The sequence below is a fragment of the Pseudomonas sp. ANT_J12 genome (genome assembly GCF_008370045.1).
Classification (GTDB): Bacteria; Pseudomonadota; Gammaproteobacteria; order Pseudomonadales; family Pseudomonadaceae; genus Aquipseudomonas.
Window position 1 is genome coordinate 39,156 of the sequence record NZ_VOBN01000016.1, and the last position, 13,440, is coordinate 52,595.

The 13,440-nt window shown below is 59.7% G+C and carries 12 protein-coding genes; 6 read left to right on the top strand and 6 right to left on the bottom strand.

Annotated features, from left to right (window positions below):
• The first annotated feature begins 217 nt into the window (after positions 1-217).
• Positions 218-1,882: an energy-dependent translational throttle protein EttA gene (gene ettA, locus FQ192_RS25390; protein ID WP_149661011.1), complete on the top strand. Its 1,665-nt coding sequence runs from the start codon at positions 218-220 to the stop codon at positions 1,880-1,882.
• A gap of 268 nt (positions 1,883-2,150) precedes the next feature.
• On the opposite strand, the gene FQ192_RS25395 is transcribed toward ettA, so the two are convergent.
• The 4 genes from FQ192_RS25395 to FQ192_RS25410 form a co-directional block, all read right to left on the bottom strand.
• Complete coding sequence (locus tag FQ192_RS25395) at positions 2,151-2,645, bottom strand: GreA/GreB family elongation factor (protein ID WP_149661012.1); 495 nt, start codon at positions 2,643-2,645, stop codon at positions 2,151-2,153.
• 70 nt (positions 2,646-2,715) lie between these two features.
• Entirely contained in the window at positions 2,716-3,072 is a 357-nt protein-coding gene (locus FQ192_RS25400; protein WP_149661013.1) for a hypothetical protein, read from the bottom strand.
• A 190-nt stretch (positions 3,073-3,262) separates the two neighbouring features.
• Complete coding sequence (locus FQ192_RS25405; protein ID WP_149661014.1) at positions 3,263-5,116, bottom strand: DUF4105 domain-containing protein; 1,854 nt, start codon at positions 5,114-5,116, stop codon at positions 3,263-3,265.
• A gap of 93 nt (positions 5,117-5,209) precedes the next feature.
• Positions 5,210-5,698, bottom strand: a complete 489-nt coding sequence (locus tag FQ192_RS25410) for a DUF3015 domain-containing protein (RefSeq protein WP_054051400.1) — start codon at positions 5,696-5,698, stop codon at positions 5,210-5,212.
• Positions 5,699-5,976: 278 nt separating this feature from the next.
• Between FQ192_RS25410 and FQ192_RS25415 the strand changes: the two genes are divergently transcribed.
• Positions 5,977-8,415: a Lon protease family protein gene (locus tag FQ192_RS25415; RefSeq protein WP_149661015.1), complete on the top strand. Its 2,439-nt coding sequence runs from the start codon at positions 5,977-5,979 to the stop codon at positions 8,413-8,415.
• Positions 8,416-8,863: 448 nt separating this feature from the next.
• A complete protein-coding gene (locus FQ192_RS25425) occupies positions 8,864-9,205 on the top strand; it encodes a hypothetical protein (protein WP_133837671.1) in 342 nt (113 codons plus the stop codon).
• On the opposite strand, the gene FQ192_RS25430 is transcribed toward FQ192_RS25425, so the two are convergent.
• Complete coding sequence (locus tag FQ192_RS25430) at positions 9,199-11,028, bottom strand: hypothetical protein (protein WP_149661017.1); 1,830 nt, start codon at positions 11,026-11,028, stop codon at positions 9,199-9,201. The genes FQ192_RS25425 and FQ192_RS25430 overlap by 7 nt on opposite strands.
• A 160-nt stretch (positions 11,029-11,188) precedes the next feature.
• Between FQ192_RS25430 and FQ192_RS25435 the strand changes: the two genes are divergently transcribed.
• From FQ192_RS25435 to FQ192_RS25445, 3 genes are all read left to right on the top strand, one after another.
• Entirely contained in the window at positions 11,189-11,677 is a 489-nt protein-coding gene (locus FQ192_RS25435; protein ID WP_133837673.1) for a TIGR00645 family protein, read from the top strand.
• A 213-nt stretch (positions 11,678-11,890) separates the two neighbouring features.
• Positions 11,891-12,202 carry a DUF6482 family protein gene (locus tag FQ192_RS25440; RefSeq protein WP_149661018.1) on the top strand — a complete coding sequence of 104 codons (312 nt, stop codon included), beginning with the start codon at positions 11,891-11,893 and terminating at the stop codon, positions 12,200-12,202.
• Between the two features lie 120 nt (positions 12,203-12,322).
• Positions 12,323-12,940 carry an FKBP-type peptidyl-prolyl cis-trans isomerase gene (locus FQ192_RS25445; RefSeq protein WP_149661019.1) on the top strand — a complete coding sequence of 206 codons (618 nt, stop codon included), beginning with the start codon at positions 12,323-12,325 and terminating at the stop codon, positions 12,938-12,940.
• Between the two features lie 153 nt (positions 12,941-13,093).
• Here FQ192_RS25445 and FQ192_RS25450 read toward each other — a convergent pair whose 3' ends face one another.
• Positions 13,094-13,351 carry a hypothetical protein gene (locus FQ192_RS25450; RefSeq protein ID WP_149661020.1) on the bottom strand — a complete coding sequence of 86 codons (258 nt, stop codon included), beginning with the start codon at positions 13,349-13,351 and terminating at the stop codon, positions 13,094-13,096.
• Positions 13,352-13,440: the final 89 nt, after the last annotated feature.

Genomic DNA, 13,440 nt, shown 5'->3' on the forward strand with positions numbered 1-13,440 from the left:
GGGCGGCTAGCATGCCTTGAGTTGTGGCGAAGTGCCAGCCCCTGACGGCTGGACTGCCATCGGTCATTCAGGTAGCTTTGCCGGTTACGTGGGAGCGTTCCAGCTCCTAGGCTTTTTTAGCGTGCACGCCTGATACGTCCGGCGGACGACGCGCACAGCCTGGCCCGGGCATCGCCTGCGCTCCAATCATTCATCTGTCACTGACCCAAGGTTCTCCATGGCTCAATACGTCTTCACCATGCATCGGCTGGGCAAAGTTGTTCCGCCGAAGCGGGAAATCCTGAAAAACATTTCGCTGTCGTTCTTCCCCGGCGCCAAGATCGGCGTACTCGGCCTCAACGGTTCGGGTAAGTCCACGCTGTTGAAAATCATGGCCGGCGTCGACACCGAGTTCGAGGGCGAAGCCCGACCGATGCCGGAGCTGAACATCGGCTACCTGCCGCAGGAACCGATCCTGGACCCGACCAAGACCGTGCGTGAAGTGGTCGAGGAAGCGGTCAGCGTGATCAAGAACGCCCAGGCGCGCCTGGACGAGGTCTACGCGGCCTACGCCGATGAAGACGCCGACTTCGACAAACTGGCTGCTGAACAGGCCAAGCTCGAAGCTATCCTGCAAGCCAGCGACGGTCACAACCTGGATCGCCAACTGGAAGTCGCCGCCGATGCGCTGCGTCTGCCGGCGTGGGATGCCAAGGTCGAATTCCTGTCCGGTGGTGAAAAGCGTCGCGTGGCCCTGTGCCGCCTGCTGCTGTCCGCCCCCGACATGCTGCTGCTCGACGAACCGACCAACCACCTGGACGCCGATTCCGTCGCCTGGCTGGAGCACTTCCTGCACGATTTCCCGGGCACCGTGGTTGCGATCACGCACGACCGTTACTTCCTGGACAACGTCGCCGGCTGGATCCTCGAGCTCGACCGCGGCGCCGGTATCCCGTACGAGGGCAACTACTCGGGTTGGCTCGAAGCCAAGTCCGATCGTCTGGCTGCCGAATCCAAGCAGCAGTCGGCCCATGAAAAAGCCATGAAGGAAGAACTGGAGTGGGTGCGCAAAGGCGCCAAGGCCCGCCAGTCCAAATCCAAGGCTCGTCTGCAACGCTTCGAAGAAATGCAATCGCAGGAATTCCAGAAGCGCAGCGAAACCAACGAGATCTACATCCCGGCCGGTCCGCGCCTGGGTGACAAGGTCATCGAGTTCAAGAACGTTTCCAAGGGCTACGGCGATCGCGTGCTGATCGACAACCTGTCGTTCTCCATGCCCAAGGGCGCCATTGTTGGCGTGATCGGCGGTAACGGTGCCGGTAAATCGACCCTGTTCCGCATGCTGATGGGCAAGGAACAGCCGGATTCGGGCAGCATCGAAGTCGGCGAAACCGTGCAACTGGCTTGTGTGGACCAGAGCCGCGAAGACCTGGACGGCAGCAAGACGGTGTTCCAGCAAATCTCCGACGGTTCCGATCAGATTCGCATCGGTAACTACGAGATCCCGTCGCGGACCTACGTCGGTCGCTTCAACTTCAAGGGCGGCGATCAGCAGAAGTTCGTCAAGGACCTGTCCGGTGGTGAGCGCGGTCGCTTGCACCTGGCGCTGACCCTGAAAGAGGGCGGCAACGTCCTGCTGCTCGACGAACCGTCCAACGACCTCGACGTTGAAACCCTGCGTTCCCTGGAAGAAGCCCTGCTGGACTTCCCGGGCGCCGCCATTGTGATCTCTCACGATCGGTGGTTCCTTGACCGCGTGGCGACCCACATCCTGGCGTACGAAGACGACTCGCAAGCGATCTTCTTTGAAGGCAACTACACCGAGTACGAAGCTGATCGTAAAAAGCGTCTCGGCGAAGCGGCTTCCCAGCCGCACCGTGTACGGCACAAGAAACTGGCCTGATATCGGGTTGGTTGCATGAAAAAACGGAGCCTTTCGGGGCTCCGTTTTTTTTATGGGTGGTATTCAGGTAGACCGCGGTGTGGCCTTCGCGGGCAAGCCTCGCTCCTACAGTATTGTGGTGTTCCGAAATATTGCGCCCGCCCCCGCCCCGTAGGAGCAAGGCATGCCCGCGATGGCGATGGCGATGGCGATGTTGTGGTGTGCCGAAATATTGCGCCCGACCCTGCCCCCGTAGGAGCAAGGCTTGCCCGCGAAAGCGTCCGTATGGTCACTGAATATCGATGCTCAGCACCTCAATCACCCAATCCCCCGCCGGCCGCTTCCACAACACCTCGTCCCCAACCTGCGCGCCCAACAATGCCCGACCCAGCGGTGAAGCCCAATTGATCAACCCACTGGCAGCCTCCGCCTGATCCTCGCCGACCAACTGCACCCGCTGCTCATTGCCCTGTTCATCGGCAAACGTCACCCAGGCGCCAATCTGCACCTTGTCGGTCGAGGAGGCGGGAGTGACGACCTGGGCGCTTTGCAATCGCTGATTGAAATACCGCCAGTCACGCTCCAGGTCAGCCTGGCGTTGTTTGTCCGCCAGTTCACCGTTGGCGCTCTGTTCATTGAGCAGGTTTTGCACCTCGGCCAGTTTCGCCTGCAACTGGGCAAGACCGGCCGGGGTGACGTAGTTGGGCTGCGCGCTGACCTGCCGTTCGACGGGCTGGTCGGCTTGCGCGGCGGCGTTATCTTCATTGACGAAGGCACGGCTCATGGTTTTCTCCCGTTATAGGGTTTGGGCCATGGTCGCAGGGGATTAGTTTCGATGGATGTCTGGCAGCGACCTATGGCGAGCGAAACGCCCGGGCAGCGTCCTGGTCTTTCTGCTGTTGCCAGGCTCTGTCGCGATCATCCCAATGGTGGCTGCGATAGTCCTCGCGGTCGCGGTTTTCCAGCATTGCCTGGCACTGGCGGAAGCCATCGCCCCAGCCCTCGGCGTATTGCTTGTCCTTGAGGTAGCGCGGCACGTTCTTGCGGAATTCACCGGTCATTGCCCCGGCGGCTTGACGACCACTGACGCAACCGTCGTCGAAACCGTCGGCGAACGCCGGTGGGTAACCCTTGGCGATCAGATCTTCGTGGGTCGACTGGCAACCCGCGCACAACAGCAGCAACCCCAACACACCCACGTAACGCCACATCTCAGACTCCCGGCCGGTTGACGGCCTATGTAGCAAGTCTAGAAGTCGATTCGTTGTCGGGATGTGAAAGAAAGATCAAAAGATCCGTAGGAGCAAAGCTTGCTCGCGAAGGCATCACCGCGGTTATTCAGGAAGACCGAGGTTATGCCTTCGCGAGCAAGCTTTGCTCCTACGGGGGGGCGTGTGTTGGTCAGTAGTGATACCACTTCACCTCAAGCATCACTTCATTCTCGGGGGAGGCGAGGTGGCTGAATTCGCGCTGGGCGCTCAAGCGCAGGCCGAGGTTGCGCGACAACTCCCACTGCTGGTTCAGGCTCACGCTGCGGCGTACTTCGCCGTTGGTGAAGAAGTCGCCCTTGGTTTCCAGGCTGAAATTGCCCAGCGGGTTTTTCCACAACACGCCGCTGTTGAACCCGGCTGCCGGGGCGACGAACCCGGCGAAGTCGTTGTTGTGTTCGATGCGCACGGTGCCCAGAGCAAAACCGAGCACATCCTCGCCCAACGCCCAGGTCCCGCCGGCACCGCCGTTGACATGGCTGACCAGGGTTTCATCGTCATGCTTGCCCGGCACCCGCTCCAGGCCGCCGGTGACTTGCCACGACAGCGGCTGCAACAGCTCATTGCGCGGGGTCAGGGAGCGAATAGTCGCCAGATCCAATTGCTGCAATTGCCAGTGATTGCCTTCGTATTGGCGCAGTTTCATTTGCAGGATTTCGATCTGCGCACCCAGCGGGAAGCTCTCGGCGTTGTCGTTGAGGTCGTGATAGGCCATGCGCAAGCCGTACTCGCCGAACGCCTTATCGCCCCGGGTGCCGAGGCCGGCCTGCCAGGTGCGGGATTCGTGACCGTCCTCGGGCAAGCCCGGACGCGGGATATCCAGCTCCGGCGGCGGGTTCTGATTGATCGCCCGCAACAGTTCGAAACTGCGCTGGGCTCGGGCCGGATCGCGCTCCTGGCCGTTGGCGCGGTAGCGTTCCAGGCGGTAAGCAGCGTCGACGATCAGTGCTTGCCGGTCGCGTGGCTGGGCTTTGAATTCAGGTGCCTGCAATTGCTTCTGATCGGCGCTGACTTTCAGCACCCATTGCTGCTCTTCAGGATTCAACGGCTCGGCGCGGCTCAGCAGTTCACGCTCGCGGGACGGGCGATACTGGATCGATTCCACCAGCCCGGCTTCTTTCACCGCTTTGACCGTGTCGGTGGGGATCGCTGTCAGCGGGAATTGCTCGGTCAGCCGCAGACTCGGCCGCGCCACTTGCAGCAGTTCCAGCAGGCGATAGGAGCAGTTTTCGTCGAAGAAGAAATAGTCGAACTGAATCTGCTTGAGCTCCCAGACGTGCTCGACCATGCGTTCGGTTTCTTGCTGGGTCAGGTTCAATCGATATTCCCACAGGTCACGGTTTTCCAGGCTGCGGTATTCCGAGAGTTTTTCCTGATAGGGCACGAGGGCGAACAGGCCCGGATAACCGCCCATCAAGCCTTTCCAGGCGTAGAGGATGCTGTTGTCCGAACCTTCGATGTAGGCGCCGAAGTTGATCGCGTAGCTGAGCAGTGCGGTCTGGTCGCTTTGCACATTGGCCTGATCGATGCGCAGCAGCGTGTGGCCGAACATCGATGACGGGCTGTTCAAGTAGGCCGCCGGGAAAATCATCACCGCGCTGTGGGGGGCGACATCCTTGAACCACTGGGTGAACTCGGCGCAATCCAGCTTCGGCAAGTCGGTGAGGTTCAGTTGTGCCTTGAGCCAGCGAGTGCGCGCCGGATAGACGCATTGCGCATGCTTTTCGCCAGCGCTGGCCGGGGCATACAGCGCCTGCACGGTTGCCGCCAGTTCACGGTCCGGGTGTTCATTGCCATCGGGGGCGAGGAAGAATTTCTTGTCGCTGACATAGCTGCGCCAGCCGCCGAGCTTGGCGGTTTCGTAGTGACCCAGGGAAATCCAGAAGGGGTCGTTGGCCAGTTGCTGCAAACGTTGATCGTCGATGTGTGGCGCGGCGGACAGCGGGGCGCAGACACAGAGCGCCAGCCAGGCAAGGCGTTTGAGCATAGTGGGCAACTTAAGTCGGAATAAACAAAGACCCAAAGAGGGTTAGGTCCAAAAAACAAAAGCCGCTCCCCGAAAGGAGCGGTTGGGTCGAGCTTAAGCTTGAGTGGCGTACTTGGCCAGACGAGGATCGCTCTTCAGGACGGCCAGGGTGTTGGTATGCACGTCGTCAGCGGTCACGTCAGCCTTGCTGAAGATCTGCTGGAAGTGCTCGTGAGTCACGGCGGCGAAGTGCGCACGGTCTTCCGGCGCCACGCCCAGTACCACGGCATAGGTAGTCAGCGCTTCGCCATTACCTTTGGCCATGTCTTCGGACAGCTCGTTCATCATGCCATTCATGGCAATCCAGGATTTACCGCCATAGGTCAGCGCTGCATTGGTCGAGCAACCGTTGGTGCCGGAAGTCATACCGAATGTGGCGTTGCCGGAGGTGCCGTTAGTGGTGGATGCCAGGAAGTGAGCCGGGGTGCCGCGCTGTCCTTCGAACAGCATGTTGCCCCAACCACAATCCGGGCCGCCTGGCGCCTGAGCCATGGCATTGAGGGATACAACGGTGAAGAGAGTACCGAGAAGAATCCGTTTCATAGCTTTGTTCTCTTTGTGTGCATACCAATGGACAAGGGGTTTAGCGTCGTCTCGACGCCATCGGGCCGGTTATTAGTTCCAGCCGCGCAGTTTGGAGTTTAGGCACGTTCCAAGGGTTCCGTGATTTTTTGCAAAACATTCGCGCAAAACATTGATTTGGCCCCGCCCCGCGTGGAGATAGCGGTTTGTCTATGCTTTGGCTTGAGGCGCGCCTTGCCAGTCGGGTATGGGCAGCGCCAGAATGCCGCTATCTGCCCCGCCTGATGTAAGGAAGCCCGATGCCTGATCCTGTTGCTGCCAGCTTGCGTCTAGCGCCCGACGCGCTGACCCGTCCGTTTTCCGCTGAACAGTTCAGCTTCTCTACCACCAATGATCTGGAGCCTTTTCGCGGTGTGCTTGGCCAGGAACGTGCTGTTGAAGCCCTGCAATTCGGTGTGGCGATGCCACGTCCCGGTTACAACGTCTTTGTCATGGGCGAGCCGGGCACTGGCCGCTTCTCGTTCGTCAAACGCTACCTGAAGGCCGAAGGCAAACGCCTGCAGACCCCGGCGGACTGGGTCTACGTCAATAATTTCGATGAGCCCCGCGAACCGCGCGCCCTGGAATTGCCATCGGGCACCGCCGGGGCGTTCATCGGCGATATCAACGGTTTGATCGACAATCTGCTGGCGACGTTTCCGGCAGTGTTCGAACACCCGTCCTACCAGCAGAAGAAAAGCGCGATCGACCGCGCCTTCAACCAGCGCTATGACAAGGCGCTGGACATCATCGAGCGCCTGGCGCTGGAGAAAGAAGTCGCGCTGTACCGCGACGCCAGCAACATCGCCTTCACCCCGATGGCTGATGGCAAGGCGCTGGACGAGGCCGAGTTCGCACAATTGCCGGAAGCCGATCGCGAGCGTTTTCACGAAGACATCTCTGGCCTCGAAGAGCGCCTGAACGAAGAACTTGCCAGCCTGCCGCAGTGGAAGCGCGAGTCGAGCAATCAACTGCGCCAGCTCAACGAAGAAACCATCACCCTGGCCTTGCAGCCGTTGCTGTCGCCGTTGTCGGAGAAATACGCCGAGAACGCCGCCGTGTGCGGTTACCTGCAAGCGATGCAGGTGTACTTGCTGAAAACCGTGGTCGAGCAACTGGTCGACGACAGCAAGGTCGACGCCGTTGCGCGCAAGATGCTCGAAGAGCAATACGCGCCAAGCCTGGTGGTCGGTCATTCGGCCAGCGGCGGTGCGCCGGTGGTGTTTGAACCGCACCCGACTTACGAAAACCTGTTTGGCCGTATCGAATACAGCACCGATCAGGGCGCGCTCTACACCACTTACCGGCAGCTGCGTCCGGGTGCGTTGCATCGGGCCAACGGCGGCTTCCTGATCCTTGAAGCGGAAAAAATGCTCAGCGAGCCGTTCGTGTGGGATGCGCTCAAACGCGCCCTGCAATCGCGCAAACTGAAAATGGAATCGCCGCTGGGTGAACTGGGCCGTCTGGCCACCGTGACCCTGACCCCGCAACACATTCCGTTGCAGGTCAAAGTCATCATCATCGGCGCCCGGCAGCTCTACTACACGCTGCAAGACCTCGATCCGGACTTCCAGGAGATGTTCCGCGTTCTGGTGGACTTCGACGAAGACATCCCGATGGTCGAGGAGAGCCTGGAGCAGTTCGCCCAGTTGCTCAAAACCCGCACCTCGGAAGAAGGCATGGCGCCACTGACTGCCGATGCGGTAGCGCGTCTGGCGACCTACAGCGCTCGCCTGGCGGAACACCAGGGGCGTTTGTCGGCGCGGATCGGTGATCTGTTCCAACTGGTGAGCGAGGCGGATTTCATTCGTCACCTGGCGGGTGACGAGATGACCGACGCCGGCCACATCGAACGTGCGCTCAAGGCCAAGGCCACCCGCACCGGACGCGTATCGGCGCGGATTCTCGACGACATGCTGGCGGGGATCATCCTGATCGACACCGATGGCGCGGCGGTCGGCAAGTGCAACGGGCTGACGGTGCTGGAAGTCGGTGACTCGGCATTCGGTGTGCCGGCGCGGATTTCCGCCACGGTGTATCCGGGCGGCAGCGGTATCGTCGACATTGAACGTGAGGTTAACCTCGGCCAGCCGATTCACTCCAAGGGTGTGATGATTCTCACCGGGTATCTGGGCAGCCGTTACGCCCAGGAATTCCCGCTGGCGATTTCTGCGAGCATCGCGCTGGAGCAATCCTACGGTTACGTTGATGGCGACAGTGCGTCGCTGGGCGAGGCGTGCACGCTGATCTCGGCGTTGTCGAAGACGCCGCTCAAGCAGTGCTTTGCGATCACCGGCTCGATCAACCAGTTCGGCGAAGTGCAGGCGGTGGGCGGGGTCAACGAGAAGATCGAAGGCTTCTTCCGTCTCTGTGAAGCCCGTGGGTTGACCGGCGAGCAGGGGGCGATCATTCCCCAGGCCAACGTTGCGACGCTGATGCTCGACGAGAAAGTGCTGTCGGCGGTGCGGGCGGGGCAGTTCCATGTCTACGCCGTGCGCCAGGCTGACGAGGCCCTGAGCCTGCTGGTGGGCGAGCCCGCCGGTTCGCCGGATGCCGATGGCCAGTTCCCGGAAGGCAGCGTCAATGCGCGGGTGGTGGAGCGCTTGCGGGTGATCGCGGAAATGATCAGCGAAGAAGATCTCAAGGAAGCCGAGAAGGAGATGGCGCTGGAAGCGTTGGTCGAGGCCAAACCGGCCTGACCTGAGGTGATGATCGTTCCCACGCTACTGCGTGGGAATGCCTCCTGTGACGCTCCGCGTCACGTCGTTATGGGACGCGGAGCGTCCCGGGCTGCATTCCCACGCAGAGCGTGGGAACGATCTATCAACATAGATCCCTTGTAGGAGCGAGGCTTGCCCGCGAATGCAATCTGTCAGCCGGCATTGATGTTGGCTGATACACCGCTTTCGCGGGCAAGCCTCGCTCCTACACGGGTTTTGGGTATTGGCGAAATCGACATTTGCGGGAAAAAGTGCCATCAGTCTGACGTCAATATTCACACAATGACCGCTCGGCGCCTTCTGGTCTCGCATTGCTTGCGAGGCGAACTTTTCTTCTATTCTCAGCTCAAGGATAGGGACAGCAATCACTGGATCGAAACAGCCTTCCCAGGAGGGCTGAATACCGGATCTACCGAGGGTCGCCGCCATGTCGCGCAACCTCTGCCTCACCCGTCAATGCCTGGGTCTTGTGACCCGTATCGAGTGCGCCATCCGCCCATTGGCGGGAGATACGGGCATGTGGACCTTACTCTTCGCCGCCGGAATGGCCGGCGAGCAACCTTCGGCCATCAAGGCCCAAGGCCCGTTCCATGGCCCCTTCGTGGCTGAGTCGATCCTCGACACCATTGTTGAAAGCCTGACCTTGCACGGTTACGAGCTGGCCGATGACCCGCAAATCTGGAGCCTGCACCTGCAAGCCCAGCTGCGGGAAATCAACGGTGGCCGTGTTCGAAGCCTGGGTGGCTTCGAGTTTCGCCCCGATCACTGAGTCGGGTCGGGCACATCGGCTTTGTCGAGTTTGACCTCGAAGCCATATTGCACGGTGACGAGGTCGGTTCGTTGGTAGGTTTCCAGCCGGGTCGGCTGGCCATAGAAGTAATGCACGCCAAATAGCGCAGGACCTTCTGCGCTCGCGTCATGACTGACCGAAAGGATCTCCTTCAGATAGTTACCGCTGTCGTCCTTGGCGAAAAAACGCCAGTCCTGGGCGGGAAACAGCTTCAGATCGACCACCAGCGCGTTGCCTTTGAGTTCCAGGCCCTTGGGCAGTTGGTGCGCGTCGAGGGTTTTGTGTTCGACCGTGGCCAGGAACAACGGCATCGAGCCCACCGCGAAGGCCGGTGTTTCCGGAAACAGGTTCAAATCGTAAGTGATGACGCCGCGCAACGGGTCGACCTGATAAGCCTCGGGCGGTAGTTCGATCGGCTCATCGCGCTTGCCGTTATCGCCTGCGGTAAAGAACGTTACCGGGCTGTCGCCAGGGCTGAAGGAGGAGCCGAGCAGTTCGTCGTTGAAGCCGCGCGGATGATCGAACTCGATGCGCGCCGCACTGGGGTCATCCACCGATTGCGTGATGTTGACGCTCTTTTTCAGTTGTTCTTCACCGAGCGTCGCGCCTTTGAGCCAGATCGGTGCCTGGTCGTCGTACACCACCACCGGCAAGCTCAGTGGCTGGATGGCCTTCTCGGTGGTGTTGTGATCAAAGCGGCGGACCGGCAGGTCCAGATCCTTGCGGGTCACGGTGGCGGAAGAAAAGTCCAGCACGCTGACTTCGAGTGTCTCGATCGGGCCGTTGAAATACACCTTGGTGTAATGCCGGGTCTGCTGTTTCTCGAACGCTCGCTGGTCTTCATCCAGCTGCTTTTCGAACGCCTCGCTCCAGACTTTCTGCTGTTGCATCTGCGCCAGTTGTTTTTGATAGAAGGCGATTTGCGCTGCGGTTTCGTTGATCGAGCCCGAGCGCGAGAGGAATTGTCCGGTGTTGTCTTTGGCCTGCACGATCAGCGGGTTGAGCGGCGTCTCGCTGACTTCGGCGGCCATGGGCAGGCTGTTGGTGAACTCGACCTCGGCGTGGTTGTTCGTCAGGCTCAAGAGGGTGACGCTGAGGTTGTCGTTGGTGCGCGTCTGGCCGACGTCCTTTTTGGTCAGGTCAAAGCTGTACAGCCGCCGCGGCGCGATGACCTCGACCTTGCCTTGCAGGCTTACCGGTTGCGGCTGGTTTTTGTTTTCAACGTCAAGGCCATCGATGAACGGGTAGGTCACCGTCAGGTCATCGGGGTTGGTCAGGTTCGAGCTGGAAGGGCTGAGTTGAATGCCCGGATCGGTTTCCGACCATTCCGGCTGGAACGGGATGACGCGCTTGTTGCTCAGGGTCACCGATTGCCATTCCAGGCCGTGGGGAAAGAGGAAGGCGGCGGGAATGCTGAAGTTGAAGGGGAACACCGGCTGCAGGTCGGTCAGGTAGTCGGAGCTGGAATCCTTGTGCAGCACAAACAGACCGTTGATGTAGGTATCCACCAGCGCCTGGGGCGTGGGGTAGTGCTTGAGCACCGCCAGGGCGTCTTCGCTGTATTCGGTTTGCAGCGGCTTGCTGTCGAGCTTGAGCTGCGCCCGTTCGAGCAACAGCAGCGAGCCGCCCAGTTCGGCGACGGCGTCCTTGAGTTTCGGGTCCGCAATGGCATCGAGGGACTTTTCAAACTGCGCGGTTTTTTCTTCGAGGCTGACCTGGCGCTTCTCATCGCTGGGTGAACAACCGCCGAGCAGCAACGCGAGGCAAAGTCCGGCACTCGTTAAAGGCAATCGCACATCCATTTCCTGTCTTCCTGTCCGGTGTCGCTAACCTGTCAATGGTTTGGACACTAGCAGAAAAACTTTGTCACACACACGCAGGTTGCGGATTTGCGGGCGGTTTCTGGGTGTTACAAGCGGCTGATATACTCGCCGCCATTTACCAGCCCTTGTGTGAGATTCAATGGAACGCTTTATCGAAAATGCAATGTACGCCTCCCGCTGGCTGCTGGCGCCGATCTACTTCGGTCTGTCCCTGGGCCTGCTGGCGCTGGCGTTGAAGTTTTTCCAGGAAGTCTTTCATGTCATTCCCAACGTCTTCTCGATGGCGGAATCGGACCTGATTCTGGTGCTGCTGTCGCTGATCGACATGGCGCTGGTGGGCGGCCTGTTGGTGATGGTGATGATCTCCGGCTACGAGAACTTCGTCTCGCAACTGGACATCGACGAGGACAAAGAGAAGCTGCATTGGCTGGGGACCATGGATTCGTCTTCGTTGAAGATGAAAGTCGCGGCCTCGATCGTGGCGATTTCGTCGATCCACCTGTTGCGGATTTTCATGGACGCCAAGAACGTCGATCCCGAGCATTTGAAGTGGTACGTGATCATCCACATGACCTTCGTGATCTCGGCGTTTGCGATGGGCTATCTGGATAAGCTCACTAAGCACTAAAGCAGAAACTTGTAGGAGCAAGGCTTGCCCGCGATTGCAGCGATTCGGTATCCCGGGTGTTTATAAGTCCGCTATCGCGAGCAAGCTTTGCTCCTACAGGTTGTGTTGGGATTGATGTGAAACAGACGGGCGGTTGGGTTTGTGGGTTGTGCTTTGCAGCGTCGAGGCATATGCCTGTAAGGGTCTTGGTCCGCCACTGTCTGAGGTGCGCTGATGAACCTGCAAGAGCTCAATGCCTACGCCATCGCCGGGAAGATCGATGAACTGAACCTGATTTCGCTGGAAGGCGGGATCTATCTGCTGGAAGCGCGGATGCATGGGGCGGCTTATCCACTGAACGATACCCATGGCCAGTCGTTTCATCTGCGCTCGGTCGAGCATGCCCGTGAAGTCCTGCACGCTTTCCCCAAGCTGCAATTCAATCTGGTGCATACCTCGGTGCATGACGAGATGTGCGGGCTCGGCGCCATTGAGGAAGAAACCCTGAAGGTGCCGATCGCGTTCCGCTCAACCTGGCAGCGCTGAGCCCCTGATCAACACCATGGCTTCTGTGCTAGTCTGCTCGCCCTTTTGATTCCGGGCGCTCCGAGATGCGCTGTGTCCGCACGGCAAGTTCCAGGGCCGTCCGCACAGCGGAGCAGTGTCATGTCCGAAGTAAATCTGTCCACCGACGAAACCCGCGTCAGCTACGGTATCGGCCGTCAGTTGGGCGACCAACTGCGCGACAACCCGCCACCGGGCGTTAACCTGGATGCGATCCTGGCTGGCCTGACTGACGCATTTGCCGGCAAGCCGAGCCGTGTGGGTCAGGAAGAAATGTCCGCCAGCTTCAAGGTGATCCGCGAGATCATGCAAGCCGAAGCGGCTGCCAAAGCTGAAGCCGCTGCTGGCGAAGGCCTGGCCTTCCTGGCTGAAAACGCCAAGCGTGATGGCATCACTACCCTGGCGTCCGGCCTGCAATTCGAAGTACTGACTCAAGGTGAAGGCGCCAAGCCGACCCGTGAAGATCAAGTGCGCACTCACTACCACGGCACCCTGATCGACGGCACTGTGTTCGACAGCTCCTACGAGCGCGGCGAGCCTGCAGAATTCCCGGTTGGCGGCGTGATCGCTGGCTGGACCGAAGCCCTGCAACTGATGAATGCCGGCAGCAAATGGCGCCTGTACGTGCCGAGCGAACTGGCTTACGGCGCTCAAGGCGTTGGCAGCATTCCGCCACACAGCGTACTGGTGTTCGACGTTGAGCTGCTTGACGTTCTGTAAGACCGTGATCGCGTGATCCTGCGGTCGCGTGATTAACGTGATCCTGTAGGAGCGAAGCTTGCTCGCGAAGGCGGTGCGTCAGTCAACAATGATGTTGAATGTGATGGCCTCTTCGCGGGCAAGCCTCGCTCCTACAGGGTTTTGCGGCGTATTTCATAATTCGATCTTATGGTTCAGATCGCTGGTCGGGCGCAACGCCCGGGCATAGCAGAACAGAAACAGATTGCGCACCAGTTCCTTGAGCACCACCGGCTCGCTGGAACTCAAGCCGCTGACGTCCAGGTCGCCCTGATCCTGCAGCTCGTTCAAGGCATCTTCTTCAAGCACCGCACAGACTTCCCCGGTTTCCCGATGCAGGATCCTGAGGTAAGGGTGTGGGCGGTCCAGCCAGGCATCGATCAAATAAGTCATGGGTCTCATCTCCATTGATGGGTTTCAATGAGAATAATTCTTATTCATCAAATAGCAAGGACCTATTGGCTGTTTGTGTTTTTTTCAGG

What these genes read in the sequence shown, in the direction of transcription:
- ettA (WP_149661011.1), top strand. Translation starts at nt 218, where the DNA reads ATGGCTCAATACGTCTTCACCATGCATCGGCTGGGCAAAGTTGTTCCG.
- FQ192_RS25395 (WP_149661012.1), bottom strand. Translation starts at nt 2,645, where the DNA reads ATGAGCCGTGCCTTCGTCAATGAAGATAACGCCGCCGCGCAAGCCGAC.
- FQ192_RS25400 (WP_149661013.1), bottom strand. Translation starts at nt 3,072, where the DNA reads ATGTGGCGTTACGTGGGTGTGTTGGGGTTGCTGCTGTTGTGCGCGGGT.
- FQ192_RS25405 (WP_149661014.1), bottom strand. Translation starts at nt 5,116, where the DNA reads ATGCTCAAACGCCTTGCCTGGCTGGCGCTCTGTGTCTGCGCCCCGCTG.
- FQ192_RS25410 (WP_054051400.1), bottom strand. Translation starts at nt 5,698, where the DNA reads ATGAAACGGATTCTTCTCGGTACTCTCTTCACCGTTGTATCCCTCAAT.
- FQ192_RS25415 (WP_149661015.1), top strand. Translation starts at nt 5,977, where the DNA reads ATGCCTGATCCTGTTGCTGCCAGCTTGCGTCTAGCGCCCGACGCGCTG.
- FQ192_RS25425 (WP_133837671.1), top strand. Translation starts at nt 8,864, where the DNA reads ATGTCGCGCAACCTCTGCCTCACCCGTCAATGCCTGGGTCTTGTGACC.
- FQ192_RS25430 (WP_149661017.1), bottom strand. Translation starts at nt 11,028, where the DNA reads ATGGATGTGCGATTGCCTTTAACGAGTGCCGGACTTTGCCTCGCGTTG.
- FQ192_RS25435 (WP_133837673.1), top strand. Translation starts at nt 11,189, where the DNA reads ATGGAACGCTTTATCGAAAATGCAATGTACGCCTCCCGCTGGCTGCTG.
- FQ192_RS25440 (WP_149661018.1), top strand. Translation starts at nt 11,891, where the DNA reads ATGAACCTGCAAGAGCTCAATGCCTACGCCATCGCCGGGAAGATCGAT.
- FQ192_RS25445 (WP_149661019.1), top strand. Translation starts at nt 12,323, where the DNA reads ATGTCCGAAGTAAATCTGTCCACCGACGAAACCCGCGTCAGCTACGGT.
- FQ192_RS25450 (WP_149661020.1), bottom strand. Translation starts at nt 13,351, where the DNA reads ATGACTTATTTGATCGATGCCTGGCTGGACCGCCCACACCCTTACCTC.